At 70.2% G+C, this 24,680-nt stretch carries 23 protein-coding genes; 4 read left to right on the top strand and 19 right to left on the bottom strand.

The window, feature by feature from the left end:
* Positions 1 to 2: 2 nt before the first annotated feature.
* The 5 genes from QBJ89_RS07815 to QBJ89_RS07835 all read right to left on the bottom strand — a co-directional run bounded on the left by QBJ89_RS07815 (position 3) and on the right by QBJ89_RS07835 (position 4,316).
* Positions 3 to 455 carry a MarR family winged helix-turn-helix transcriptional regulator gene (locus QBJ89_RS07815; RefSeq protein WP_277979964.1) on the bottom strand — a complete coding sequence of 151 codons (453 nt, stop codon included), beginning with the start codon at positions 453 to 455 and terminating at the stop codon, positions 3 to 5.
* A gap of 139 nt (positions 456 to 594) precedes the next feature.
* Complete coding sequence (locus QBJ89_RS07820; protein WP_277979965.1) at positions 595 to 1,461, bottom strand: SDR family oxidoreductase; 867 nt, start codon at positions 1,459 to 1,461, stop codon at positions 595 to 597.
* 447 nt (positions 1,462 to 1,908) lie between these two features.
* On the bottom strand, positions 1,909 to 2,577 hold the full coding sequence (locus QBJ89_RS07825; protein ID WP_277979966.1) for a hypothetical protein: 669 nt from the start codon (positions 2,575 to 2,577) through the stop codon (positions 1,909 to 1,911).
* The gene (locus QBJ89_RS07830) at positions 2,571 to 3,368 is read right to left on the bottom strand and encodes a metallophosphoesterase family protein (protein ID WP_277979967.1); all 798 of its coding nucleotides are present in this window, start codon (positions 3,366 to 3,368) and stop codon (positions 2,571 to 2,573) included. The genes QBJ89_RS07825 and QBJ89_RS07830 overlap by 7 nt, the downstream gene beginning before the upstream one ends.
* 27 nt (positions 3,369 to 3,395) lie before the next feature.
* A complete protein-coding gene (locus QBJ89_RS07835) occupies positions 3,396 to 4,316 on the bottom strand; it encodes a hypothetical protein (RefSeq protein ID WP_277979968.1) in 921 nt (306 codons plus the stop codon).
* A 417-nt stretch (positions 4,317 to 4,733) separates the two neighbouring features.
* Here QBJ89_RS07835 and QBJ89_RS07840 point away from each other — a divergent pair, with 417 nt between their 5' ends.
* Positions 4,734 to 6,692: a putative bifunctional diguanylate cyclase/phosphodiesterase gene (locus QBJ89_RS07840; RefSeq protein WP_277979969.1), complete on the top strand. Its 1,959-nt coding sequence runs from the start codon at positions 4,734 to 4,736 to the stop codon at positions 6,690 to 6,692.
* Here the strand turns inward: QBJ89_RS07840 and QBJ89_RS07845 are convergent.
* Together QBJ89_RS07845 and QBJ89_RS07850 are read right to left on the bottom strand one after the other, a co-directional pair.
* Positions 6,689 to 7,603: a crotonase/enoyl-CoA hydratase family protein gene (locus QBJ89_RS07845; RefSeq protein WP_277979970.1), complete on the bottom strand. Its 915-nt coding sequence runs from the start codon at positions 7,601 to 7,603 to the stop codon at positions 6,689 to 6,691. The two genes, QBJ89_RS07840 and QBJ89_RS07845, sit on opposite strands and share 4 nt — an antisense overlap.
* A gap of 97 nt (positions 7,604 to 7,700) precedes the next feature.
* Positions 7,701 to 7,958 carry a hypothetical protein gene (locus QBJ89_RS07850; RefSeq protein ID WP_277979971.1) on the bottom strand — a complete coding sequence of 86 codons (258 nt, stop codon included), beginning with the start codon at positions 7,956 to 7,958 and terminating at the stop codon, positions 7,701 to 7,703.
* A gap of 202 nt (positions 7,959 to 8,160) precedes the next feature.
* On the opposite strand from QBJ89_RS07850, the gene QBJ89_RS07855 reads away from it, so the two are divergent.
* Complete coding sequence (locus QBJ89_RS07855; RefSeq protein ID WP_277979972.1) at positions 8,161 to 8,481, top strand: DMT family transporter; 321 nt, start codon at positions 8,161 to 8,163, stop codon at positions 8,479 to 8,481.
* 146 nt (positions 8,482 to 8,627) lie between these two features.
* A complete protein-coding gene (locus QBJ89_RS07860; RefSeq protein WP_277979973.1) occupies positions 8,628 to 10,127 on the top strand; it encodes a PAS domain-containing protein in 1,500 nt (499 codons plus the stop codon).
* A gap of 219 nt (positions 10,128 to 10,346) precedes the next feature.
* Here the strand turns inward: QBJ89_RS07860 and QBJ89_RS07865 are convergent, their stop codons facing one another.
* The 10 genes from QBJ89_RS07865 to recF all read right to left on the bottom strand — a co-directional run bounded on the left by QBJ89_RS07865 (position 10,347) and on the right by recF (position 21,340).
* A complete protein-coding gene (locus QBJ89_RS07865) occupies positions 10,347 to 11,159 on the bottom strand; it encodes an NIPSNAP family protein (protein ID WP_277979974.1) in 813 nt (270 codons plus the stop codon).
* 52 nt (positions 11,160 to 11,211) lie between these two features.
* Positions 11,212 to 11,607: a hypothetical protein gene (locus QBJ89_RS07870; protein WP_277979975.1), complete on the bottom strand. Its 396-nt coding sequence runs from the start codon at positions 11,605 to 11,607 to the stop codon at positions 11,212 to 11,214.
* The gene (locus QBJ89_RS07875) at positions 11,604 to 11,888 is read right to left on the bottom strand and encodes a CsbD family protein (protein WP_277979976.1); all 285 of its coding nucleotides are present in this window, start codon (positions 11,886 to 11,888) and stop codon (positions 11,604 to 11,606) included. The genes QBJ89_RS07870 and QBJ89_RS07875 overlap by 4 nt, the downstream gene beginning before the upstream one ends.
* Complete coding sequence (locus tag QBJ89_RS07880) at positions 11,885 to 13,243, bottom strand: mechanosensitive ion channel (RefSeq protein WP_277979977.1); 1,359 nt, start codon at positions 13,241 to 13,243, stop codon at positions 11,885 to 11,887. Before QBJ89_RS07880 ends, QBJ89_RS07875 begins: the two co-directional genes overlap by 4 nt.
* A gap of 37 nt (positions 13,244 to 13,280) precedes the next feature.
* Positions 13,281 to 13,595: a hypothetical protein gene (locus QBJ89_RS07885; RefSeq protein ID WP_277979978.1), complete on the bottom strand. Its 315-nt coding sequence runs from the start codon at positions 13,593 to 13,595 to the stop codon at positions 13,281 to 13,283.
* Between the two features lie 336 nt (positions 13,596 to 13,931).
* Positions 13,932 to 16,424, bottom strand: coding sequence for a DNA topoisomerase (ATP-hydrolyzing) subunit B (gene gyrB / locus QBJ89_RS07890; protein ID WP_277979979.1), 2,493 nt, complete (start codon positions 16,422 to 16,424; stop codon positions 13,932 to 13,934).
* A 52-nt stretch (positions 16,425 to 16,476) separates the two neighbouring features.
* The gene (locus tag QBJ89_RS07895) at positions 16,477 to 17,355 is read right to left on the bottom strand and encodes an alpha/beta hydrolase (RefSeq protein WP_277979980.1); all 879 of its coding nucleotides are present in this window, start codon (positions 17,353 to 17,355) and stop codon (positions 16,477 to 16,479) included.
* 3 nt (positions 17,356 to 17,358) lie between these two features.
* A complete protein-coding gene (locus tag QBJ89_RS07900) occupies positions 17,359 to 18,561 on the bottom strand; it encodes an MFS transporter (protein WP_277979981.1) in 1,203 nt (400 codons plus the stop codon).
* Positions 18,562 to 18,919: 358 nt separating this feature from the next.
* Positions 18,920 to 20,224 carry an MFS transporter gene (locus QBJ89_RS07905; protein WP_277979982.1) on the bottom strand — a complete coding sequence of 435 codons (1,305 nt, stop codon included), beginning with the start codon at positions 20,222 to 20,224 and terminating at the stop codon, positions 18,920 to 18,922.
* 78 nt (positions 20,225 to 20,302) lie between these two features.
* Entirely contained in the window at positions 20,303 to 21,340 is a 1,038-nt protein-coding gene (gene recF, locus QBJ89_RS07910) for a DNA replication/repair protein RecF (RefSeq protein ID WP_277979983.1), read from the bottom strand.
* A 152-nt stretch (positions 21,341 to 21,492) separates the two neighbouring features.
* On the opposite strand from recF, the gene rarD reads away from it, so the two are divergent.
* Positions 21,493 to 22,383 carry an EamA family transporter RarD gene (gene rarD / locus QBJ89_RS07915; RefSeq protein WP_277979984.1) on the top strand — a complete coding sequence of 297 codons (891 nt, stop codon included), beginning with the start codon at positions 21,493 to 21,495 and terminating at the stop codon, positions 22,381 to 22,383.
* 146 nt (positions 22,384 to 22,529) lie between these two features.
* On the opposite strand, the gene QBJ89_RS07920 is transcribed toward rarD, so the two are convergent.
* Together QBJ89_RS07920 and QBJ89_RS07925 are read right to left on the bottom strand one after the other, a co-directional pair.
* Positions 22,530 to 23,291 carry a Coq4 family protein gene (locus QBJ89_RS07920; protein WP_347342824.1) on the bottom strand — a complete coding sequence of 254 codons (762 nt, stop codon included), beginning with the start codon at positions 23,289 to 23,291 and terminating at the stop codon, positions 22,530 to 22,532.
* A 61-nt stretch (positions 23,292 to 23,352) separates the two neighbouring features.
* On the bottom strand, positions 23,353 to 24,612 hold the full coding sequence (locus QBJ89_RS07925) for a dicarboxylate/amino acid:cation symporter (protein ID WP_277979986.1): 1,260 nt from the start codon (positions 24,610 to 24,612) through the stop codon (positions 23,353 to 23,355).
* Positions 24,613 to 24,680: the final 68 nt, after the last annotated feature.

A 24,680-nucleotide genomic window follows, 5' to 3' on the forward strand; every position in this document is an offset into this window, starting at 1 on the left:
GATCACGCCGCGTCGGCCGCCGCCAGCGCCTGGGCGAGCGACTCGAGCACCTTGCTGGCCACCGCGATCTCGGCGGGATCGATCCCCGCGAACAGCGCGGCGCGGATCTCGGCTGAGCGCGCCTCCGCCGCGGCGGCCAGCGTGCGGCCCGCATCGGTGAGGTGGAGCGTCTTGGCGCGCTTGTCGGCGGGATCGGGGCGGCGCTCGGCAAGCCCCGCGCGCTCGATCTGGTCGAGCATCGGCACCACCGTGGGCGGCTCGACCCCGAGCTGCTCGGCCAAGGCGCCTTGGCGAACCCCGTCCTCCATCCGCCCGAGCAGCATCACCGCCAGAGCGGAGGAGTGCGACAGCGAGAGGTCTGCCAGTTCACGGTCGAGATGGCGGCGATAGGCGCGCGCCAGCGGGACGAGCAACGTGGTGAGCTGACGTTCGGGCGAGAATGATCGAAGCGACACATCTATTAGTTAGCTATCTATCGAAATTCTCGCAAGAGGCAGGGTTTGGCGTTCCTGCGAACCTTCTGCTTTAAGCTTATCCCGCGCCACCGGCCCTCGCCGGTGGCGCGGCGCGCAACTCTCGCCGCGCGAGTGAACCTCAGGAGAAGGCCAGACGCTGAGCGGTCTCGCGATAATCGTGCAGCGGGCGGCCGAGCAGCCGGATGAGGCGCTCGCGATCACCGTCGTGCGGGATCATCCCGTCGCTGACGTAGCGCTCCGCCATCAGCCGCATCTCATAGGCGGTCCAGCGAGGCATGAAGCTCGCCATGTTCTGCTCGAAGCCGCTCGGATCGTCACCGCCGTAGACGATCGGGCGGCCGAGCACGTCGGACCAGATCGCCGCGACGCCGGCGCCGGTCAGCGTCTCCGGGCCGACCAGGTTGATCGTCTCGAGCGGCAGCTTGACGGGGGCGCGCTCGCGGCGGACCAACTCGATCGCGGCGACCTCGGCGATGTCGCGCGCGTCGACCATCGCCACGCCCTTCCCCCCGATCGGCATGGGATACACGCCGTGTTGCAGGATGACGTCCTTCACCATGGCCTCGTTGTCGATGAAGTAGGTGGGGCGCAGGATCGTGGCGCCCGCGCCCATCGCCGCCAGCATCCGCTCGGCGCCCGACTTGACCGCGAAATGCGGGACGTTGACCGCCTCGTCGGCGCCGAACACCGAGAGATAGACGATGCGGTCGATCCCGGCCTCGCGCGCGAGGTTGAGCGTGATGAGCGCCTGGGTGAATTCATCGCCGGTGACGGCATTGAGTAGGAACAGCGTGCTCACCCCGGTGAGCGCTGCGCGCAGCGAGTCGATGTCGAGCAGGTCACCCTTCACGACCTCGACCGCGGCGGGGAAGCTTGCCTTCGCGGGATCGCGCGTCAGGACGCGGACGTCGGCGTCGCGGACGAGCAGCTGATCGACGACGTGCTGGCCGACGCGCCCGGTGGCGCCGATGACGAGAATGGTCATGAAAGGTCTCCTTCGTATGTCGTGCTGACGAAGGTAAAGATGATCGTTCCATGATCGGGCGAATAGATGCGCATTATAGACTATGTGTTCTGCCAGCGAGACGATGTCGGCCGCTCGCCGTGCTAAGCTGTGCCGGCATTCAGTCGATCCTCCGTTGCATAAGAGCGCAAACGAGGTCGGCGCCGCCGGACCCGCCTTTGGCGTGCCGAAGCCAGGGCAAAGCACGACATTCCGCAGAAGGAACGGTTCAGGCGCTCGCGGCACGATAAATCCACGCTCAGGGCCGGGATCGCGGGAGGCTCGCGATCACGCTCGGCAGACGCCGGAGCCTAGCGCCAGGGGAGGTGCCCCGCAGCGCAGCGCTGCCGTAACGCGGCGGAGCGCCGCGTCAGGCGAGGCCGATCAAGTCCCCTTGCCGGCGCTACACAGCCTGGCCGCGACATGCGCTCACCACTGCCGGCGAAAGCTTCGGATCGCCACCACAGAGTCGCGTCGGGCGCGCTGCGTCGGGGCGCCGAGGACCGCCGCCGCTGGGGGAAGACTGGAATCAACCACCATGCTGCTCGTCGGCTGAGGCGAGGGTGCCGCGGGCGCCGAGATCGCTATTGCCGCGGGTTCGACCGCATCAACCATCTGGTCCGGCAGCACGACGGCGGGTCGGCGTGTGACCTCCTCCCGAACGGCGGTACGGTGGAGGGTGCGCGCGACGCGGGTGACAGCGGCGGGCAGCGCCGTAGGCTGCGCGACCGAGCGCGGGCGGGGGACGTTCGCTGCGATCACGCGGGTGGAAGCGACGGGCGCGGGCGCGATGCGGCCGAGCGCGCTGCCGGCGCTCGTCGCGTCCGCACGCTGGCTCGGCGCGGCCGCTCGGACGCGCGGACGATCGGGAGTCTCGTCGCGCGCGAGAGTCAGGAAGGCGAGGCCGGCGATCGCGCCCACCGCGGCGAGACCGAGCGTCGCCGAGGCGCGGCGCGATCCCGCAAGCGAGCGAGCCACGCCGCGCGGCGACGGCGCGACGCTGCCGTCGGCGTCGCCGGCTACGGGTTCTCCGAGCACTGCCAACAGCGCGGCGTCGAGCTGCTCGTCCTCGAAGACGGCGGTCGGGCGGGTCACCATGCCGCCACCGTTTGCCGGTGCTCAGCTGCCTCTCGGATCACCGCCCGCACCGGCATGGCCGTGCCCGTCGCCTCCAGAAACCAGCGCTTGCCGCGCTCCAGCCCCATGGCGGTAAGGCGACCGGTGCGATACGCGCCCGTGTCGAGCCCGACGCGGTTGCCGCGCACCTCCGGTCCGTTCTCGACGATGGTGTGGCCGTGTACGACGGTGGCGCCGTGATCCTCCTCGCTTTCGAGGAACTCCTCGCCGATCCACAGCAGGTCGCGCGGCACCTGGCGCTCGAGCGCGACGCCGGGCCGAATTCCCGCGTGGACGAACAGATGATCCTCGTGGCGCAGCGTCAGCGGCAGCCGCGCCAACCAGTCGATCACGTCGCGGCCGACCAGTTGCGCCGCCGCACGCAGCTCGCGTATTCCCGGCATGTCGTCGGTCAGCGCGGGTGACGCGCCCCAGCTGAGCAGCGTCTCGCGGCCGCCGAAATCCAGCCAGGCGCGAAAAGCCCAGAGGTCGCCGCGCAGCGCGTGCACCATCATCTCCTCGTGATTGCCCCTGAGAACGGTGAAGCGAGGATTGAGCTGGCTGAGCCGCATGCAGCCGCGCACCAGCCGCGCGCTGTCGGGACCGCGATCGATGATATCGCCGAGCAACACCATCCGCGTCGCCGACGGCGCGCGTGCAGCATGGTCGCGCTCGATCGTGCGCATCAGCGCGCGGAACAGATCGAAGCGGCCGTGCAGGTCACCGATCGCGTAGACCCGTTCCGGCTCGTTCGCGTGATCGCCGCCCGTCACTCGCTCAATACCCCCATGCTGGTGCGCTCACTCGCGCGCTCGTGACAATCCCACCGAGACGGCCAGGCCCGCCGAGAAGCTGGCCGCACCGCGCGACAGCCCTGCCGTGGTGAACCCCGTCAGCCGCAACGGTGTTCCCGCGAGCCGCGTCGAAGCGCCCGCGAACAGCTCGTGCGCGTCCTCGACGAGGCGCGTCGCCGCGCGCGCATAATGGTAGGAGGTCAGCAGATAGGCGTCGCGCCCGATCGCGAACGAGGCACCGGCCGAGGCCGCCGGGCCGTCACGCAGCTCGTACAGCGCGGTGTCGCCCAGAAAGCGATAGGTCACCGAAACGAACGGCGTCACCGCGCCGAGCGGCAGCGACGCGTCGGCGCCGACGGCATAGTCGTTTTCCCCGCTGGAGAGGCCGCTGCGCTGGGTCGCGGTGTTGATCTTGGCCCGCCCCGACAGCTCGACTTCCACCGGGCTACCCGCGGGCGCGATCGTGTAGGCGGCACCGAGCGTGAGATCGCCTATGCCCTCGGCGGTGCGCTTCACCGCGGAGGTATTGGGCGCGACCAGCACCGGCGTGGCGTCGATGCCGGTGAAGACGGTGGAGCGGCTGCGGATCCGCATCCACGGCAGCGAGGCCGAGAGCGTGAGATCGTTCAGCCGCAACCGCGCACCGAGCGCGGAGCTCCAGATCGTCGTCGTCGAGCCGGTGCCGAACTCGCCCTCGCCGTAGATGCCCCCCAGCGAGACATCGAGCGTGGCGTCGTCGCGGTCGAGCCGCTCCATCGCCTGCGGCACGGTGGCGGCGGACACGGTCGCGTTGGCGCTCGAGGGCGAGATCGCGCTCGGGGCGTCGTAGCGGATGGCCCGTTCGGGCGGTTCGAGCACCTGCGCTGCCGCCGGCAGGCTGAGTGCGGAGAAAGCGAGCGCGGCAAGGGCCGCTCTGTCATGGATCATCGGGCTCTCCCTGAGGCCGGCGTCACGGTGCCCGTCACCGCGCAGGGACTGGCGGCACCGAATGGTTAATCAACGCCTTACGCGATCAGGCCGGGAGGGAAACAGCGTTGATCGTGTGTCGAAAAGTGAACGGCCGGCGGAGTGAGACGAGCACGAAGCCGAGCGTGGCACGCGCGTGGCGCTCGCTCTGCTGCGGACTGCGGGGTGCGCGGCGCCGGCGCGGTCGGTCGCTCGTCAAGACGCCTGTCGCGACGACGGTCGCTCACCCGATGCTTCTGGTTCGTTTTGGGACAGTGACCTGTGCGTCGCTGCGGCCGCGACGCGCCTCCCCGGCGGAGGCCTGGTCACCGCTGGATACCAACGCCGGTTAAGGTGAGTCTTTCGAGAAGGTAGATAGTTGCTGCGCATGAGGAAGTTATGGCGCGTTTGATCCACCGGCTGCGGCAGTTGCGACATTCGGACGAGCGGATCACCGCGGCGGCGCGCGCCACGTTGGTCGAGTCGCTCTATGCCTCGCCGCAGTCGCTGGTGATCGGCGCGCTGACCAGCAGCGTGATCGCCACCGTGGTGGCCGCCGTCAGCCGCGATCGCTGGCTCACCGCCTGCGCGGCGATGATCGGCGTGATCGGTGGCGTGCGCATCGTCGACGCGGTGCGGCTGCATCGCCAGGGGGCCGAGGTCAAGGTTGGAGCAGGGGCGGCGGCGCGGCGGCAGGAGCGCGGCTACCGGCTCGGCGCGCTGAGCTACGCCGGGCTGCTCGGGCTGTTCGGGCTGCTGACGCTCACGCGAGCGGACGACGGCGTGCTCCAGCTGCTCGCGGTCACCACCGCGATCGGCTACGCGGCCGGGATCGCCGGGCGCAACGCGGCGCGACCCTCGATCGCGCTGTGCCAGCTGTGCGGCGCCTCCTTGCCGCTGGTCGTGGGACTATTGATCGCGTTCGATCCGCTCAAGGCGGTGCTCGCGGCGGTGATCCTGTTGTTCGTGGTAGCGATGATGGAGATCACGCTGCAGACCTACGAGGCGATCCTGCGGGCGGTGGTCGTCTCGCACGAGAAAGCCGCCCTGGCCGAGCACAATGCCAATATGGCGCGGCGCGACGACTTGACCGGGCTGGCCAATCGCACCGCTTTTCGCGAGCAGTTCGAGGCGCGGCTCGCCGCGGTGGAGGCGAACGGCGGATTGCTCGCCCTGCTCTGGCTCGATCTCGACCGCTTTAAGGAGGTGAACGACACCTTCGGGCATCTCGCCGGGAATGCGTTGCTGGTCGCGGTGGCGGAGCGGCTGCGGCGCACCTTCACCGATTGCGGCACCGTCGCGCGGCTGGGCGGCGACGAGTTCGCCATCGTCTGTGCGCTCGACAGCCCCGAGCAGGCGGTCGCGATCGGGCGGCGGTTGCTCGAGGTGGTGGGAGAACCGGCGCAATGCGATGGTCACCGGCTGCGCTCCAGCGTCTCGGTCGGGGTCGCGGTAGCGCCGCGCGACGGCACCGATGCGGACACCTTGCTCAAGAACGCCGACCTCGCGCTGTACCGCGCCAAGGAGAGCGGGCGCGGCCAGATGTCGCTCTACGAACCGGCAATGGACGAGAAGATCGAGCGTCGGCGCCAGCTCGCCGCCGAGCTGCACGGCGCGTTGCAGCGCGGCGAGTTCCACCTTGCCTACCAGCCGATCTACGATCTCGTAGGCGATCGGATCACCTCGTGCGAGGCACTGCTGCGCTGGACCAACCGGCGCCACGGCGCGGTGTCGCCGGCCGAGTTCATCCCGATCGCGGAGGATAATGGCCAGATCGTCGCGATCGGCAACTGGGTGCTCTACCAGGCCTGCCGCACCGCGCGCGACTGGCCGGTGCATATCTCCGTCGCAGTCAATCTCTCACCGGTGCAGCTGCGCGAGAGCAACCTGCCCGCGGTGGTGATCAGCGCGCTCGACTCGACCGGGCTGGCGCCGCAGCGGCTGCACCTGGAGGTGACCGAGTCGGTCCTGCTCGAGGACGTCGACTCTTCGCTCGCTGCGCTCAAAGTGCTCAATCGCCTGGCGGTAAACACCACGCTCGACGATTTCGGCACGGGCTATTCGGCGCTGAGCTATCTCACGCGTTTTTCGTTCCAGACGCTCAAGATCGACCGCTCCTTCGTCACCGACCTCGATCATAGCCCGGCGTCGATCGCCATCGTGCAGACCGTGGTCGATCTCGCCGCCAAGCTGGGGATGCGAACCGTGGCCGAAGGCGTCGAGACTGCGGCGCAGCTCGACCAGCTGCGCCGCACGCGGTGTGATGCGGTGCAGGGCTATCTGCTCGCGCGGCCGATGCCGGCGGACATGGTCGCGGCCCTGTTCGCCGGCACGCGGCTGCGCGCGGGAAATGCCTAGGCTGCGGCGCGCTCGAGCAGGCGGCTCTGCGCGCCGGTCAGCCGCCGCATCAGCTTGAGATCCGATTCGCTCAGCCGCAGCGCGGCGTCGGCCCATAGCTCCACCACCGCCTCCAGCTCGGCGAGCGGAAGCGGGTTCACCGCACGCGATGCCTCGTAGATCGCGCAATGCGCGCTGTGGCGGCGGCGGTTCTGGCGGATATAGTCAGCCACCATGCCGCGTCCGGCGCCCGGCTCGGCGAGCGCGTGGACGAGCCCCATGTCGTAGAGCTCCTCCGCCCGGTACGTCCGCCCGCTCAGGATCATCTGCTCGGCGCGCGCGGCGCTCAGCCGGCGCGACAGGAAGCAGTGCGCGCCCATGCCCGGGAACAGCCCGAACAACGTCTCGGGCAGGCCAAAGCTCGCGCCGCGCTCGGCGATGACGACGTTGAACGACAGCAGCGCCTCGAAACCGCCGCCCAAAGCGTCGCCCTCGACCAGACCGATCGTGACGATCGGCCGGTCGAGCCCGGTCATGTTGCGGTGAAGGATTTGGACGCAGGCACGGCCGTACCGCACCAGTGACTCGCGATCGCCCGCGCGGATATGCTGCGCAAACAGGTCGAGGTCCCCGCCGAGCGAGAAGACGCCGGGAAAGCGCGAGCCAAGCACGAGGTAGCGGATCGGCATGGCGCCGCTGGCGCAGGCGAGCTCGATATCGTCCTGCCAGGTCACGAAGTCGCGGAGCAGGTCGGGGTTGAAGCTCGGCCGCGTGCGCGGGCGCATATAGGTCCACAACGTTTCCAGCGCGGGATCGAAGCTCACGTCGAGCTGGTCGAGCTGGAACAACGTCCGCGCACCCGAAGCAGGCGAGTCGGCGTGCTGGAGGCGGTGATGCGGCCCGGGGACGACCGGAGGATATTCGACAGTCATGGTGTTTTCCTCTTCTCGTACAGCGCTTTGCTGCGTGAGAAGAATATCCCGGAGCGGTTGCGGATGCTGGCACTGTTATGTGTCCGGCGATGGTCCGTCAGTCGTATTCCTGCAACGCGACCACTTCGAAGTCGAACGATCGCCATCCGCGCTGCTTCGCCGCCTCCTCCGCTGGCGCGCGCTTGGCGAGCGCCGCTCGGTGCGACGTTTCGTGTCCCCAGAACACCTCGGTGCGCCCGTTGTGGAGCTGCGCGACGATGCGCCAATAATGCGTCAGCGGCGCCGCGGTTGGCCCGATCGTCTTGACATAGCCGTCGGACAGCGTCGCGCTCAGGTAACGTTTTTTCTTCGCCATGGCGGAATGCTGCCCAAACCTACGAAACAGACCTATAAGCCTTCGTGTTGTTTTTGCTCCTGCGTGCGTGAGCGCGCAGCCGAGCCGAGTGACGCCGCTCTGGACAGCACCGGCGCGAGCAACTATCGGGCGCGCCTTCGCGGCCTCTTTCGGGTTTCCGGCCGCTATAACCTCCACCGAGCCCGCGAGAAGGAACCTCCTCATGGCGTGGCTCATCCTCGGCATTGCCGTGGTCACCGAGATCATCTGGGCACTGAGCCTGAAATGGGCGGCGATGCGCCCCGGCATCCTTGTCTCGACGATCCCTATCGCGCTGAGCTTCGTCAACATGGGGCTGCTCGCGCTGGCGATGCGCGGCCTGCCCGCGGGCACCGCATACGCGGTGTGGACGGGGTTGGGTGCGGTCGGCGTTACGCTGCTCGGCGTGGTGCTGTTCGGCGAAACGCTCAACCTGGCGCAGGTCGGCTTCATCGCGCTGATCATCGTCGGCGTCGCCGGCACCAAGTTCTTCGCCTCGGCCTGAGGATTGCCCTTCACGCTGGCGCCAGGCTCCGCGCAAGGCATGGTGTCGGCTGCTGATGCTGGACGCCGCGCGCGATCACGACCGGGGTGAGCCGGTCCCGCGCAACGAACGCTTCCCCCGCGACTTCCTAACCCATATTAGGGATTTTGCGACTCGACTCGATCGCCGCGGGGGACATCGAGACTTTGCCCGACTTTAAGGAAGAGGCGCGGATCATCCGCGAGCTGGTGCGCGCGGGCAACGGGCCGGACCCGTTCTCCTCGGCCGTGCGCACCACGCGCATGCCGATGCTCATCACCAACCCGCGCCAGCCGGACAATCCGATCGTCTTCGCCAACGCCTCGTTCGCGCGGCTGACCGGCTACGACCGGGCCGAGATCATCGGCAGGAATTGCCGCTTCCTTCAGGGTGCCGCGACCGATCGCAGCGAGGTGGCGCGGCTGCGCGCCGCGATCGACCTGCGCAAGCCGATCGAGCTGGAGCTGCTCAACTATCGCAAGGATGGCACCACCTTCTGGAACCGCCTGCTGGTCTCCCCGGTGTTCAGCGACGACGGCGTGCTGACCTTCTACTTCGCCTCGCAATATGACGTCACCGAGGAGCGCGAGCGGCTTGCCCGGCTCAAGCGCGACCGCGACGAGCTGGAGGCGGAGGTGGCGCGCCGCACCGCAGAGCTGCAGGCGAGCGAGCAGCGGCTGCGGCTGGCGCTGGAGGCGGGGCGGCTCGGCACGTGGAGCCTCAACCTCGAGACGCGCCACCTGATCGCGTCGGACAGCTGCAAGGCGATCTGCGGCCGTCGTCCCGACGATTCGCTCAGCCTGGAGGAGTTGCAGGCGACGATTCACCCGGACGATCGTGCGATGCAGGCCGCCGCGATCGAGCGCGCGATCGCCGAGGGCACGATGCTCGACGCGGAGTACCGGCTCGCCCTGCCGTCGGGAGAGGAGCGCTGGGTGCAGGTGCGCGGCCAGGCCAACCGTTGCGCCGACGGTACGCCGATCGCGCTGGTCGGCACCACGCAGGACGTCACCGAGCGCCGGCGCGACCAGGGTCATCGCGCGCTGCTGGCGCGCGAGCTCAGCCACCGCGTCAAGAACACGCTCACTTCGCTCCAGGCGGTGGTGGCGCAGACGCTTCGCCGCGCCAGCTCGCTCGAGGACGCGGGCGAGACGATCGCGGCGCGGATCCAGGCGATGGCAGCGGCCAACGAGTTGCTCGTCAGCGAGGCCTTCGCCAGCGCCTCGGTGCGCGATCTGCTCGAGCGTACGCTGGCGCCCTTCGGCATCGACGACGTCCAGCGCTTCGTGCTGAACGGCCCCGCGCTGAGCCTGCCGCCGCATCTCGTCGTCGCCTTCGCGCTGGCGCTGCACGAGCTGGCGACGAATGCGACCAAATATGGCGCGCTCTCCAATGCCGCGGGCGTGGTGGAGGTGACGTGGGAGCTGATCGACCGCGCCACGCCCGCGCTGCTGCGGCTCAGCTGGATCGAGCGCGCCGGCCCCCCGGTGGTCGCGCCCGAGCGCAGCGGCTTCGGCACGCAGCTGATCCGCCGCGTGCTAGCGAGCGAGGCGGGGGGCAGCGCCGACGTCGATTACCGACGCGAGGGCGTGGTGTTCACCGCGACACTGCCACTGTCGCTCGACTAGGGAGCGTCGCCGTCCTCACGCAGGCAAGCCCCCCCCTGTAGGGGGAGCGGTTGGGGCGGGATCCTTTCACCAGCGCGGCGTGTTTGGAACCGCCGCGCCCCCGACCCCTCCTTGAAGGGGAGGGGAGTGGTTTTTACCCGACATCGTACACCCGTTGCTACGGACGACGAATGTTACTAGCGGGCGATCAACGAAGCCCATCCTCCTCGCGCCGCCGCCTCAGATCTGCGAGTAAGCGGTCGGGCTGAGGATCTGGTTGTCGGCGGCCGAGGTGATCTCGGGATCGGTCAGCCCGGGCGTGGTGATCAGCTTGCGCCACGCCGGGTCCGAGCCGAAAGTCGCCCAGTTGCGCTCGCGCGTCGCCAGGTCGGGGAAGGTGAGCAGGTAGGTCAGGCTCGGCAGGTGCGCGCCGGTCAGGTCCTGCGCGAAGAAGACCGGGGTGAGACCCGTACGGCGGAAGATGTCGATCTCGCCGCCGGTGTCGAACATGCCGATCTTGGTCGTGCCCGCTCGCTCGCTGTGGCTGTAATAGGTGCGCAGTTCGAAGATGCGCCCCTTGTTGCCCGCGGTCGCGACAGGCAGCTCGACCCGCGGGAAATGCGGAAACGCGCGCATCAGCTTGACGTCGAGCGCCACGAAAGGCGGCGCATCCGGCGTGGTGCCGAGGAAGGGTGCGGCCGCGGCGGTGTAGCGCGCGTCGGCGGCGAGCCGGTCGGGCAACGTCGCGAAGTCCGCGATCGTCGGGTGCGGCACGAGCACCTGGAGCCCCGGGGTGCCATAGCCGATCGCCACCGTGAACACGCCGATTGGACCGCAGCCGGCGCGGCGCGCGGCGGGGATGAAAGCGTCGCGCAGATAGGTGTCGAGCCGCTCGCGCATCGGCCCGCGCACCAGATGGTAGGTGCGCAGCTCATAGACCTCCGGCGCGGTCGTCGCGGCGGCGCGCTGCGCGCTCGCCGGGCCGCTCGCTAGCGCCATGCCGCCGATAGCAGCGCCCGCGAGCAGCGAACGTCGTTGGATCGCTTGCGTCATTCTGTCCTCTCCCCGGCCCTTATGCCCGTAGGAGCTGAAATGGCGCGCTCCGTCAATCCGTTACGGCAGGCCGCCGGCGGCGATCAGCCGTCCGCGCGGTCCAGCGCGGCGTGGCGGCACGATCGGCGTCGACCAACCGCTCGATCGGCCTGTCGCTGGTCTGACCGGGGGACTGGCCGCGCGCCTCGTGGCCGAAGAGCCAACGACCGACGAGCCCGCTCGAACCGGGCATTGCGCTGCCGGCGGCGCGCACCGCTGCGCCGCCGCCGCCGGCGACGAGCCAGAAGGTGCCGAAGGCCTCGGCCGCAAGGCGCCCGGCGGCGGCGATCGGGCGAGGCCGGGGAGCGAGCGTGACGGTCTTGACGATCGCCGCGGACGAGAGAGCAAGAGCGGAAGCGAGCGAAGGGGTGGGCGAGGCGCCGGCCGGCACCTCGCCCCGCGCGATCATTTGCCGCGCAGCGTGTTGATCAGCGCGATCCCGAGCACGCCGCCGAGCGCCGCGGCGGTGAACGGCCGCTCGTGGATGAACTGGCGCGCATAGTCGATCGCGGGACGGATCGTGTCCTCCACCGCATTCTTGGCCTCGCCGTAGCTCTGCCGCGCCTGGCCGCCGAGCTGGTCGGCCTTGCCCTCCGCGCGCAGGCTCTTGTCGCCAGTGCCGCTGCCCAGGCCTTCCTTGATCTTGCCGCCAAGGTCGGTCGCTGCGCCGGCGAGGGTATCAGTGTTCATCGATCGTCTCCTTCATTGAACTGCGGGTTGAACGGTGCGGCACGCGGTGCCGGGCTGTGCTGCGTGGCAGGTGCCGCGGTCAGGTCGCGATCGGCCGGAACGCGCTCGAGCAGCCGCGCCACGACGCGGCCCGCCGCCTCGCGGCCGCCCAGCCCGAAGGCCAGCGCCGCGGCGACCGCGACCGCGCCGAGCAGCAGCCCGAACGCCATGTTGATGATGTCGTCGGCCAGTCCCATGAAGCGCAGCCCGATCGCGGTGCCGAGCACGATGATCGCGACCCGTACCAGCGGCGCGGCGGCGTGCGCCCCGCTCTGCCCCTGATGCTCGATCACGCGAGCGACGAGGCGCGCGATGATCACCGCGGCGAAGATGATGATCGAGCCGAACACCACCTGGCCGAAGAGCGCCAGTACCTCGGCCATGATGCGCGAGCCATAAGCGAAATCGAGCTGGCGGAACGCCTCCATCAGGCCGAAGATCAGCACCGCGACGAACGCGCCCTTGCCGACCAATGCGCTTGGGCGGAGACCGGCGCGCGCTGCGCCCAACTCGCTCGCCGTCGCCTGCGACCACAGGCCGGTGGCGCCGATCGCGCGATCGAACCCGGTGGTGCCGAGGAACTGCGTCAGCAGCCGCGACGCGAACTTGCCGATGGCATAAGCGACCGCGAGGATCAGCGCGGCGGCGATGACGTGCGGGATCGCGTCCAGGATCAGCCGCAGCATCGCGGTGGCGGGCTGCGAAATCGCGGCGATGTTGAGCGTGTCCAGCGCGGCGATCGCGACGGGAATGATGATCAGCGCGAACACGATCGCGCCGAGCGTGCGCGGCAGCATCGACGGGTCGGCCGGAGCACTCTCCCCCAGGCTGGTGGAGAGGCGTTCGACGTGGCTGGCGGTGACCACCGCCTCGACTGCCTTGCGCGCGACCTTGGCGAGCACATAGCCGAGGAAGAAGATCAGGCTCGCGCCGATGATGTGCGGTACCGCTTGGCCGAAGCCGCGCAGCATGTCACCGAGCGGCCCGGTCGCGCCGGTCAACCCGAGCGGCTGGACGGCGAGGAACAGCGCGATCAGCAGCACGACCCAATAGGCCGCGTCGCCCACTTGGACGCCGATGCTGTCGGGATGGCGCTCGCCGAGGCTGGCGGCGTTGGCGTGGCGCGCCAGCGGCGTGCGATTGACCAGCTTCGCCACCGCCCATTTGATCGCACGCGCGGCGAGCCAGCCGATCAGCAGGATGACGAGCGCCGCGACAATGCGCGGTCCCCATTCCTCGACATAATAGAGCAGGCGTGCACCGATCTCGCGGCCGTTCGAGACGACCTGGCCGCCCGCATAGGTGACATCGTTCATGGGTTTAGATCCCCTTTGTGTAGCGTGAGACCGCGCGTCAGAGCGCGGGCGGCGCGGTGACGATGCCGCAGCCCGCAGCGGCGCGGGCGACTTCGAGCGGGACCTTGGGGTCCTTCACCTGACCCGCGACGCGGACGAAATCGCCAACGGTCAGGCGGCCCGGCGTGGTGTCGCCCACACGCGCGGCACGTGCGGCGCGGCCGAGTTGCTGCAGCTGACCGAGCGAGAGGTTTTTCTCGAGGTGCTCGCCGACGCAGGTCGATTGATCGGGCGCGAAGCCATAGCCTTCCAGCGAGGACGCGATGCGCGCCGACGGGTCGACGCACGCCGACGTCGCGCCGAGCAGGGTCAAGCACAATGCGACAGCTACTAAAGTTCTCATGGTCTATCTCCCCTGATGTGGGAAGAACCATATTAACCTAGATTGTTTCCTGGTAGTTATGCACCAGCGGTGCCGTCTTTTTTACTTGTCGCGGCGGGCGGCAAGGCAGGACTGACGAGGGCCTCGTTCGATGGAAAGGGCTATCCGCGGCGGATGATCTCGGCCGATTGAAGCGCCAGCAAGTCGTTGCATGGCAGGGCCGAGGAGGAGAATACCATCGATGTGGCTCGCGCTCCGGCCTGCGCCGGAGCACGAACCCGCCTCGTTCGATCCTGCTGTCGCGCCGCGCACCGGCGCCGCCCGTCTTCAGACGTCGAGGTTGGCGACGCTGAGCGCGTTCTCCTGGATGAACTCGCGGCGTGGCTCGACCACGTCGCCCATGAGCCGGGTGAAGATCTCGTCGGCCACGTCGGCCTGGTCAATCGCCACCTTGAGCATCGAGCGGTTCGACGGATCGAGCGTGGTCTCCCACAATTGCTCCGCGTTCATCTCGCCGAGTCCCTTGTAGCGCTGGATCGCCAGACCCTTGCGTCCCGCCGCCAGGATCCCGTCGAGCAGCTGCGACGGGCGCGCCACGAGCGACTCGCCGCGCCCGACCGTTACCGTCTCTTCGCCCTCCTCGTCGGTGGCGATCGCGTCAGCGGGCGTCTCGACGGCCGCGCCCTTCACCGGCACCAGCTTGGAGGCATGCGCGAAATTCTCGGCCTGCTCGGACGCGAGCGTGTGCATCTTGCGCGCCTCGGCGGAGGAGAGGAACGCCGGTTCGACGATGTGGTGATCGGTCACCCCGCGCCACAAACGCTCGAAATGGATGCCGCCTTCCTCGGTCAGCCCCGCGCTCCACGTCGCCTCGCTGTCACCCTGATCGAGCCGGCGGGTCACCTCGGCCACCGCGGCGGCGCGCGCCTCGCGCGACAGGTCGGGGGCGAGCGCGCCGCCCAGCGCCAGTGTCTCGATGATGACGGGGTCGTAGCGCCGCGGCACGTAGCGCATCAGCGTCCGCATGCGTCGTGCATGCTCGACCAGCGGGCGCAGGTGCGCGCCGGTGAGCGCCTCCGCGCCGCGGTCGAGCGCCATCGCGGTGACCCCCGCGTCGACGAGATATTCGTCGAGCGCGGCGTCGTCCTTGAGGTACACTTCCGATCGCCCCCGCGTCGCTTTGTAGAGCGGCGGCTGCGCGATGTAGAGATGGCCCTGTTCGATGATCTCGCGCATCTGGCGGTAGAAGAAGGTCAGCAGCAAGGTGCGGATATGTGCGCCATCGACGTCCGCGTCGGTCATGATGACGATCTTATGATAGCGCAGCTTGGACAGGTTGAAGTCGTCACGCCCGATGCCGGTGCCCATCGCCTGGATCAGCGTGCCAATCTCCTTCGAGCCCAGCATCCGGTCGAAGCGCGCGCGCTCGACGTTGAGGATCTTGCCGCGCAGCGGGAGAATGGCCTGAAAGTGGCGATCACGTCCCTGTTTGGCCGAGCCGCCGGCGGAGTCACCCTCGACCAGGAACAGCTCGGACTTGGCGGGATCGCGTTCCTGGCAGTCGGCCAGTTTGCCGGGGAGTGAGGCGATGTCCATGACGCCCTTGCGCCGAGTCAGCTCGCGCGCGCGCTTGGCCGCCTCACGCGCGGCGGCGGCGTCGATGATCTTGCCGACGATCGAGCGGGCGTGCTGCGGATTCTCCTCGAGCCATTCGGCCATCTTGTCGGCCATCAGGCTCTCGAGCGGCTGGCGCACCTCAGACGAGACGAGCTTGTCCTTGGTCTGCGAGCTGAACTTGGGGTCGGGCAGCTTGACCGAGACGATCGCGGTGAGCCCCTCGCGCATGTCGTCGCCGGTGAGGCTGACCTTCTCCTTCTTCAGCAGCCCCGACTTCTCCGCGTAATTGTTGAGCGTGCGGGTCAGCGCGGCGCGGAACGCGGCGATGTGGGTGCCGCCGTCGCGCTGCGGGATGTTGTTGGTGAAGGCGAGGACGTTCTCGTAATAGCTGTCGTTCCACTCCAGCGCGACCTCGATCGTCACATGATCGCGCGTGCCCGCGACCGAGATGGGATCGGGGAAGAGCGGCTGCTTGTTGCGATCGAGATAGCGGACGAAGGCGGCGATGCCGCCCTCGTAGAACAGCTCGACCTGCTTGGGCTCCTCGTGCCGCGCGTCGGTGAGGAACAGCCGCACGCCTGAGTTGAGGAAGGCCAGCTCGCGATAGCGGTGCTCGAGCTTGTCGAAGTCGAACTCGGTGATCTTGAAGGTGGCGGGGGAGGGCATGAAGGTGACGCGTGTCCCCTTCATGCCCTCGGCCTTGCCGACCACCTTGAGCGGCGCGACCGCGTCGCCATGGGCGAAGCGCATGTAATGCTCCTCGCCGTCGCGCCAGATCGTCAGGTCGAGCCATTCGGACAGCGCGTTGACCACCGAGACGCCGACGCCGTGGAGCCCGCCCGAGACCTTGTAGGCATTGTCGTCGCTGGTGTTCTCGAACTTGCCGCCGGCATGGAGCTGGGTCATGATGACCTCGGCCGCCGACACGCCCTCCTCGGGATGAATCCCGGTGGGGATGCCGCGGCCGTTGTCGGTCACCGAGACCGAGCCGTCGGCGTTGAGTGTGATGTCGATCCGGTCGCAATGGCCCGCCAGCGCCTCGTCGATCGCATTATCGCTCACCTCGAACACCATATGGTGGAGGCCCGAGCCGTCGTCGGTGTCGCCGATGTACATGCCGGGACGCTTGCGCACCGCGTCCAGGCCCTTCAGCACCTTGATCGAGGAGGCGCCGTACTCGCTGGAATTCTGCTGTTCTGCCATAGCGGGCATATAGGCACGGCGCCCTCCTAACGGAAGCGAAATGGCGCCCCGTTCAGCCGAGGAACTGGTCGATCCGCGCCAGCACGCGCTCGCGGATCGGGTCGGCCTCGCGCAGCAGCTCGTGGCCGCGACCGGGCAGCAGCTCGAGCTGGCCGAGCGGGAGGATTCGCGCGGCGCGGGTCACCGCGCGTGGCGACACGATCGGATCGCGCCGCGACACCAGCAGCAACGCGCGCGTGTCCACCGCGGCGAGCGCGGCGGGGCGCAGGCGGAGGATCGAGGCGCAGGCGGCGCGCGTCCAGCCCCAGCTCGGCGCGCCCGAGGCGATCTGCGGGTGGCTCGTCTTCCACCAGACCTTGTCGGCCTGGCGCTCGGGGCAGGAGGTCATCCGTCCGCCGACGTTGCCCGCGTCGCCGTCCCACACGCGCCGCTCGCCGCGACCGGTACGAGCCGCCGCTGCGGCGAGTGCGGCGATCGCCGGGGTGCCGAGCGGGCCGGCGCGCAGCCCCAGCATCGGCGACGACAGCACCGCCGCGTCGAAGCGCGCGCGCTTCTCGGCAAGCAGTCGCAGCAGCAGGTGCGCGCCCATGGAATGCGCCACCGCCACCGTCGCCGGCCGCGCCGCGACGAACTCGGCGAGATCGTCGAGCAGCGGATCGAGGCTGTCGAGGTGGTTGACCAGCGGATCGCGTCCGACCCGGCCCGAACCGCCCTGGCCGCGCCAGTCGAAGCCCGTGACGCTCCACCCGCGCCCGCGCCAATGCGCCATCGCCTCCAGGTACTTCTCGGCGAAATCGCCGCGTCCGCCGAGGAACAGCAGCCGTCCGCGCGACGCCGGCGCGGGCCAGTCATAAGCGCGCAAGCCCCAGCCGTCGCGCGCGCGCCAGGTCGTGAAGGCAAGCCCGGGCGGGTGGCGGCGGCGGTCGAGCATCGCTCAGCCGCCTGCGCGCTGGCGCAGCGAGAGGAACAGCAGCGCCGCCGCCACCATCGCCCCGGCGCCGAGCGCGAGCGCGAGATCATAGGCGCCGGTCGCGTCACGCAAACGCCCGAAGCCGATCACGCCGGTGGCGGTGCCGAGCAGGGCGATCACCAGCAGCGAGCCGTACGTCTCGCCGTACGCGCCGACCCCGAACAGCCGCGCCGCGAAAAAGGGCAGCAGGTCGTTTTCCGCGCCGTTCATCAGCCCAGCGACGAACACGATCTGCCACAGCGCGGCGAAACCGGGCGCGCGCAGCTCGAGCAGCGCGAACCCGCCCGCCGACACCAGCGCCACCACGGCGGCGACGCGGTGCGGTGCGAGCCGGTCGACCAGCGCGCCGATCGCGACTCGCGCGACCAGCTGTGCGCTGCCGAAGGCGGTGACGAGCAGCGCCGCCTCGATCGCGTCCAGCCCGCGCTCGAGCCCGAGCGGCACGAGCTGGGTCACCAGCCCGACCGTCGCGAAATTGACGCAGAAGGCGGTCAGCCCCAGCCGCCAGAAGCGCCCCTGGCGCCGCGCCGCCTGCGCGCTGGGACCGCGCGCCGTGTCCATGGGCGCGACCGGACCGGCGCGGCGCAGCGCGAGCAGGGTCAGCGGCAGCGCCACCGCGACGACATAGCAAGCGAGGACGACGAAGCCGCCGCGCCAGCCGTCTCGCGTGATCGCCGCCCCGACGATCGGCGGCATCAATAGGGTGGTCACCGACAGGCCTGAGGTGGCGACGCCGAGTGCCAGCCCGCGATGCGCGACGAAGCGGGTCGCGATCAGCCGCCCGTAGGCGACCGCGCTGGTGCCGGGCACGCCGAGCGCGAGACACAGCACCATGACCTGATAATGCCACAGCTCGCCCGCCAGCCGCGTGAAGGAGAGATAGGTGGCGCCGAGCAGCAGCAGCGAGAAGGCGATGACGGGGACTGGCCCGGCGCGGTCGGTGGCGCGACCGAAGAAGGGGATGGCGACGCAGCCGAGCAGCCCCGCCCCAGCCGCCGTGGCGATCTCGCCGCGCGTCCAGCCGAACTCGGCGATCAGTCCGGGGATGAACAGGCTCGAGATGTTCTGAAACAGCCCCGGACCCGCGCCCATGCCGACCAGCCCGCCCAGCACGAGCGGCCAGCCCGCGCGCCACTCGGCGCCGGCGCGGTGATTCGGTATACCCATCCGCGGAAAGCTCTAGGATGGTTGGCCCGCGGCCTGCCAGCGCGCGCGAAGTAAATTTCGGTTCGTCTTGGGTCGGAATGGCGGGCGGGTATCGTCAGCCGGCGCTGTCATGAATGACGCTTCTCCAGCGAGCGCGGCCGCCCTGGAGCGGACTTCGCCTGTCCTCCTCGCGTTCGCGCTGCGAAGAGGCTGAGCTCGTGAAAGCTCGTCTCGACGCGCCTGTGCTGCGTGGGTGGGATGGTGCTTCGAGACGTCGCGTCGACAGGCTCAGCGGCTCCTCGGCACGAACAGGCAGGCAGGCCCTGTCGCTGCTTCGTCTCTGAGCAACGTTCCCACGACGTGCACGCCAGCTCTTCCGTCAGAACGTCTCGCCACGCCCCGGCAGCGCGCGGTCGGGCAGCAGCAGAAAGCAGGTGCAGGCGAGCAGCAGTGCGCCCGCACCGCACGCCAGCGCGGGCGTGTAGGTGCCGGTAGCGTCGTGCAGCCGGCCGAAGCCGATGATCCCCACCGCTGTGCCGGAAAGCGCCAGCGGCATCGCAGTGCCGTAGATCTCGGCATAGGCGCGCAAGCCGAACAGCCGCGCCGCGAAGAAGGGCAGCAGGTCGTTCTCCGCGCCGTTCATCAGCCCGGCGAGGAAGACCAGCAGCAGCAACGTCGCCTGTCCCTGTGGTGCGAGTGCGAGCAGCACGAACGCCATAGCCGACACCAACGCGAACCCCGCCGCCACGGGCTGCGGCCGAAGTCGGTCGACCAGCATGCCGACCATCAGCCGGCCCGCGATCGCGCTCGCGGCGAAGGCGGTGAGCAGCAGCGCCGCCTGCGCCGCGCTCTGGCCGAACTCGATCCCGATCGGCACCAGCTGGGTCACCAGCCCGGTGGTGGCGGCGTTGATCAGCAATGCCGAGGTCACCAGGATCCAGAAGCGCCGGTCGCGCCGCGCGTCGCGCGCCGACACGCCGCTCGCCTCGCTGGGCGGCGCGCGCGGCGCGACGATCGCGCGCGGCGCGCGGCGGATCGCGAGCAGGATCAGCGGTAGCGCCAGCACCGAACTGCCAGCCGCCAGCGCGACGAAGCCGGAGCGCCAGCCGTAATGGCCGATCACCCAGCCGAGCGCAGGGGCGGCGACGATCGTGGCGAGCGCGAGCCCTGAGGTGCCGAGCGCCAGCGCGAGCCCACGCCGCCGCTCGAACGCGGCCGCGATCAGCTTGCCGTAGGCCAGGCTGCTCGTTCCCGGGATGGTGAGCACCAGCAGAACAACGCCGATCTGATAACGCCAGATCGCACCACCGATCGAGGCGAGCCACAGATAGGCGATGCCGAGCAGCAGCATCGAGGCGGTGATCACCGGCCGCACGCCGACCCGGTCGGCGGTGCGCCCGATCAGGGGCGCCGCGAGCGCGCCGAGCAGCGCGAGCCCGGCGGCGGTGGCGATCTCGCCGCGCGACCAGCCGAAGCTACGCTCCAGCCCCGGCGTGAACAGGCTGGACAGATTCTGGTAGAGGCCGGGGCCGAGCCCGGCGCCGAGCATCGCCGCCGTTACCAGCGGCCAGCCCCGTCGCCACTCGCCGGCGCCCGCCGCCGAGGCACGTTCGGTGGCGACGGGAGAAGATGGCTCGGTCAGCGGCGTGGTTCCTGCGTGCGGCGCGCGGCGCCGGATGGTCATCGCGGCCTGCGCGCTTTTCTCGTGCGAGGCAACGCCGCTGCGACACGCGGACCGCGCGGCCCGCTCGCGGTCGCGCGATCACAGCGCCAGACGCGTCGCCTCGCCCGCCGCGGCGAACAGTTCGGGTTCGGTGCCCGTCATCCACACCTGGCCAAGCGGGGCGAGCCGTTCGAACAGCGCGGCGCGGCGCGCGGGGTCGAGATGCGCGGCGATCTCGTCGAGCAGCAGCAGCGGCGCACGACCCGTGGCGCGCGCGACCAGCTCGGCGTGGGCGAGGACGATGCCGAGCAGCAGTGCCTTCTGCTCGCCGGTCGAGGCGCTGGCGGCAGGACGGGCCTTGTCGACGTGCGTGACGAGCAGGTCGGCACGGTGCGGTCCCGCGAGCGTGCGCCCCGCCGCGGCGTCCCGCGCGCGGCCGGCGCGCAGCTCGGCGGCGAGCGTCTCGGTGTCGCCGCTCCAGCCGGCGAGCGCCAGCGCCGCCCGCGGCACCGCGCCCGCGGGCTGCGCCGCCAGCGCCTCGCCCAGCGCCGCGACGGTGCGGCGGCGCGCGGCGTCGAGCGCGGCGCCGTGCTGCGCCATCTGCGCCTCCAGCGCGGCGAGCCAATCGCGGTCGGGCGTCGGCTCGGCGAGCAGCCGGTTGCGGTCACGCATCGCGGCCTCGTAACGTGTGCCGTGGCGCGCGTGCTCGGGGGCGAGCGCCAGCGTAAGCCGATCGAGGAAGCGGCGGCGCTCGCCCGCCGCCTCGGTGAACAACCGGTCCATCGCCGGGGTGAGCCACAAGACCGCGACGCGCTCGGCCAGCGCGCCTGCGCCCGCGGCGGCACCGTTGACCCGCACCACCCGTCGCTCGGGGGCCCCCGCCATCGCCCCGGTGGCGAGTTCGACGCCGTCGCGCAGCGTCGCGGCCACGCCGAAGCCGCCCGGCCCGTCGGCGCGCGCGATCTCGGAGAGAGCGGCGCGGCGTAACCCCCGGCCCGGCGCGAGCAGCGATACCGCCTCCAGCACGTTGGTCTTGCCCGCGCCGTTCGGGCCGGTGAGGATGACGAAGCCCGGCGCGGGGGCGAGGCTCAGCGCGGCGTGGTTGCGGACATCGGTGAGGACCAGGCGCACGAGCATCGCCCGCGGCTGTAGGCGGTGCGGACAGGGGCGGCAACGCGCCTCACGGTACCGCCGACATCGCGATGCGCGCAAGCCGGGCTCGCCACCCCGGGTCATGACGCCGTCGTGACGACTTGCGCCGTGCGATACGGCAGGCGAAGGGTCGCGGCATGTCCGACCCTCCCGCCTCGACCCGCACCGGCCTGTTGCTCGGCGTCGGCGCCTTCGTCTGCTGGGGGCTGCTGCCGCTCTACCTGCACCTGCTCGACGCGGTGCCGCCGCTCCAGGTGCTGGCCTATCGCGTGATCTTCTCGCTGCTGCTGCTCGTCGCGATCGTCCTCGCGCTGGGGCGCGGGCGCGCGATCCTGGCGAGGGCGCGCGGGCGCACGCTCGCGCTGCTGACCGCGACCGCGCTGCTGATCGCGGTCAACTGGTTCGTCTATATCTGGTCGGTGCAGAACGGCCATGTGCTCGAGGCGAGCTTGGGCTATTTCATCAATCCACTGCTCAACGTGCTGCTGGGTGTCGCGGTACTACGCGAGCGGATCACACGGGTGCAGGCCGGGGCGGTCGCGATCGCCGGAGCGGGCGTGGTGCTGCTCGCGCTCGACGGCGGCGGGGCGCTGTGGATCTCGCTCACGCTGGCGGTGAGCTTCGGGCTGTACGGGCTGATTCGCAAGGTGGTGGCGATCGACGCGCTCGGCGGGCTGCTGATCGAGACCGCGCTGCTGCTGCTGCCTGCGGTCGCGATCGTCGGCTGGGCCCATGCGCACGGCAGCGGCGCCTTCGGTCAGACCACGCGCATCGACGTGCTGCTGGTGCTCGCCGGCGCGGTGACCGCGGCACCCTTGCTGATGTTCGCCGCGGCGGCGCGGCGGCTTCGCTATGCCACGTTGGGGCTGCTGCAATATATCGGGCCGACGCTGCAGTTCCTCGAGGCGGTGCTGATCTTCGGCGAGCCGCTTCGCCCGGCGCAACTGCTGAGCTTCGCACTGATCTGGACCGCTTGCGCGCTCTACGCGGCGGCGGGCTGGCGCGCCGTGGCGGGCGAGAAAAGCTGAGCGGCCCTATCCGCGCTCGATCTGTGCGCCTGCGAACGCAGGAGCCTAGAGCCACAAACGGTTGACCCGCCGCCCTGAACCCCGGCGTTCGCCGGAGAACAGTGCGGTTCAGGTCGTGCGAGAGCCTGCGCGAGCGACTGCCCCGCTCACGCCGCGATCCCACGCGCGCCGCCGAACGAATCGATCGCGGCGCCCAGCTCGCGGCGCGCGCGGCGGTAAGCGTGCGGTTCGCGGATGCCCAGACGCGCGCGGACTGCGGCCAGTGGCTCGTCGAGCAGCGTTCTCGGATCCTCCGCCACGAGCCAAGCCGCCGCGCGGCCGTGGCGATAGCCTTCCCACACCGCGCGCGCGAACAGCATGCTGCGCGTCACGGCGAGGCTCTTGATCGCGGCCGCGAGCGCGATCAGCGCCCAGCCGAGCCCGCCGACCTGGGCGAAGCTGAACGCCACCAGCGCCGCCTCCCCCAGCGGGTCATCGGCCTGGTAGCCGGTGAGCACGTGCCAGAGATCATGCAGGTCGCGGATGCGACGGCCCATCCAGCCATAAGGATGTTCGGCGCCCCAGGCGTCGGCATGGTCCGCCTCGCTGACCGCGACGAGCCCGTCGGCGGTATAGCCGGTGGTGGCGAGGAAGTCGCGATAGGCGGCGCCGACCGTGCCCGGCGCGTGGCGCGCTACCGCCCCGGCGTCGGCGAGCAGCGCGGCGAGCTCGGCGCGCTCATAGGCGATTCGGCCGCCCGCCGTGGAAGCGATCAGGCGCGCGTAATTGGCGGGGGCGTTGCCGGTGTTGAGCGCGCGCATGATGCGGAAGACCTGCCGCGTGTCGTCGGGGTCGCGCATCAGTCGCCGCACCGCGTCGAGCGCCCCGCGCCAGTCGCGCCGTCCGCTGGTGCCGGGATAGGGGGGCATGCGGGTCACGGGAAGAATCCTTACTGACAAGCGTGTCAATAAAGGTGTCGGCTGGCCCTCGTCAAGTTTCCGGCTCGGGCGGGTTTGACCGGTCGTCCGCGCCGCCGCGGCGGCCCAATAGTGCCGTCGTGGCGATGTCCATTGTCACGTTGCCGACCGTGCGGACGATATCGGGGATCGTCTCCACTGCCACCAGCAGCCCCAGCGGCGCGATGGGCGCCCCGATCGTGCCCGCGATCGGCGCGATCGCGCTGACATAGCTCACCGTGCCGGGCAGGCTGACCGAGCCAAGCGAAGTCAGCGTCGCTACCACCACCCCGATCGCGAGCGTCGCCGGCGACAGCGTGACGCCGAACCAAGTCGCCACGTAGATCGCCACCGCGAGGTTCATCGCCGGCCCGGTCGCTCGGAAGATCGCCACCGCCAGCGGCAGCGTCACGCCGGCGACCCGCACCTCGACGCCGAGGTCGCGGGCGCCCTCGATCATCGCCGGCATCGAGGCGAGCGAACTCTGCGTGCTGATCGCCACTGCCTGCGCCGGCAAGGTCGCGCGCGCGAAGGCGCCGAGCGGAAGGCGCGCGCCGAGCCGCGCGATCGGATAGGCCAGCAGCATCACCGCGATCCCCGAGGCGCTCACGATCAGGATATAGTGGATCAGCGCGCCGAACGCCCCGGTGCCCGCGCGCGCGCCCACCACCAGCGCTAGCGCCAGCACGCCCAGCGGCGCGACCCACAACACCCAGTCGATCACCACCAGCATCGCGTCGCGCAGCGCAGTGAACAGGCGCACCAGCAGGTCGCGCTGGTCGCGCTCGATCCGCGCGATGGCGAACGCGAACACGAGCGTGAAGATGATCAGCGACAGGAAAGCGTCGCTCGCCGCCGCCTGGATCACGTTCTTGGGCACGATGCCGGCGAAGAACTCGCCCAGCGGCGGCACCGCGGGCACCGCGCTTGCGCCGGACAAGGCGCCGCGCAGCGCCGCGGCCGAGGCGGCGGGCAGCGGCACCAGCGCGAGCAGCAGCGGCGTCAGCAGCGCCGCGATCGTCGCCGAGGTGGCGAGCAGCGCGACGTAAAGCGCGATCGCGCGCGCCGCCAACCGACCGGCCCGCGCCGCCTCCGCGGTCGCGGCGACGCCGGTCACCAGCAGCGAGACCACCAGCGGCACGATCGTCATCTGCAACGCGTGCAGCCAGGCGGTGCCGAGCGGCTCGGCCACCGCCACCACGTTCGGCACGGCGCCGGGCGCGCCGCGCGCCAGCGCGATACCGGCGGCAAGGCCGGCGATCAGGGCAAGGAGGATACGGGTGGCCTGCGACATCAGCGCGCTCTTCGCCCTTCGTTCGTCATCGTTTATGGGAGCCCGTCAGCGGAGCGAAGGTAAGAGGC

The sequence above is a fragment of the Sphingomonas phyllosphaerae genome (assembly GCF_029623345.1).
Classification (GTDB): Bacteria; Pseudomonadota; Alphaproteobacteria; order Sphingomonadales; family Sphingomonadaceae; genus Sphingomonas; species Sphingomonas phyllosphaerae_C.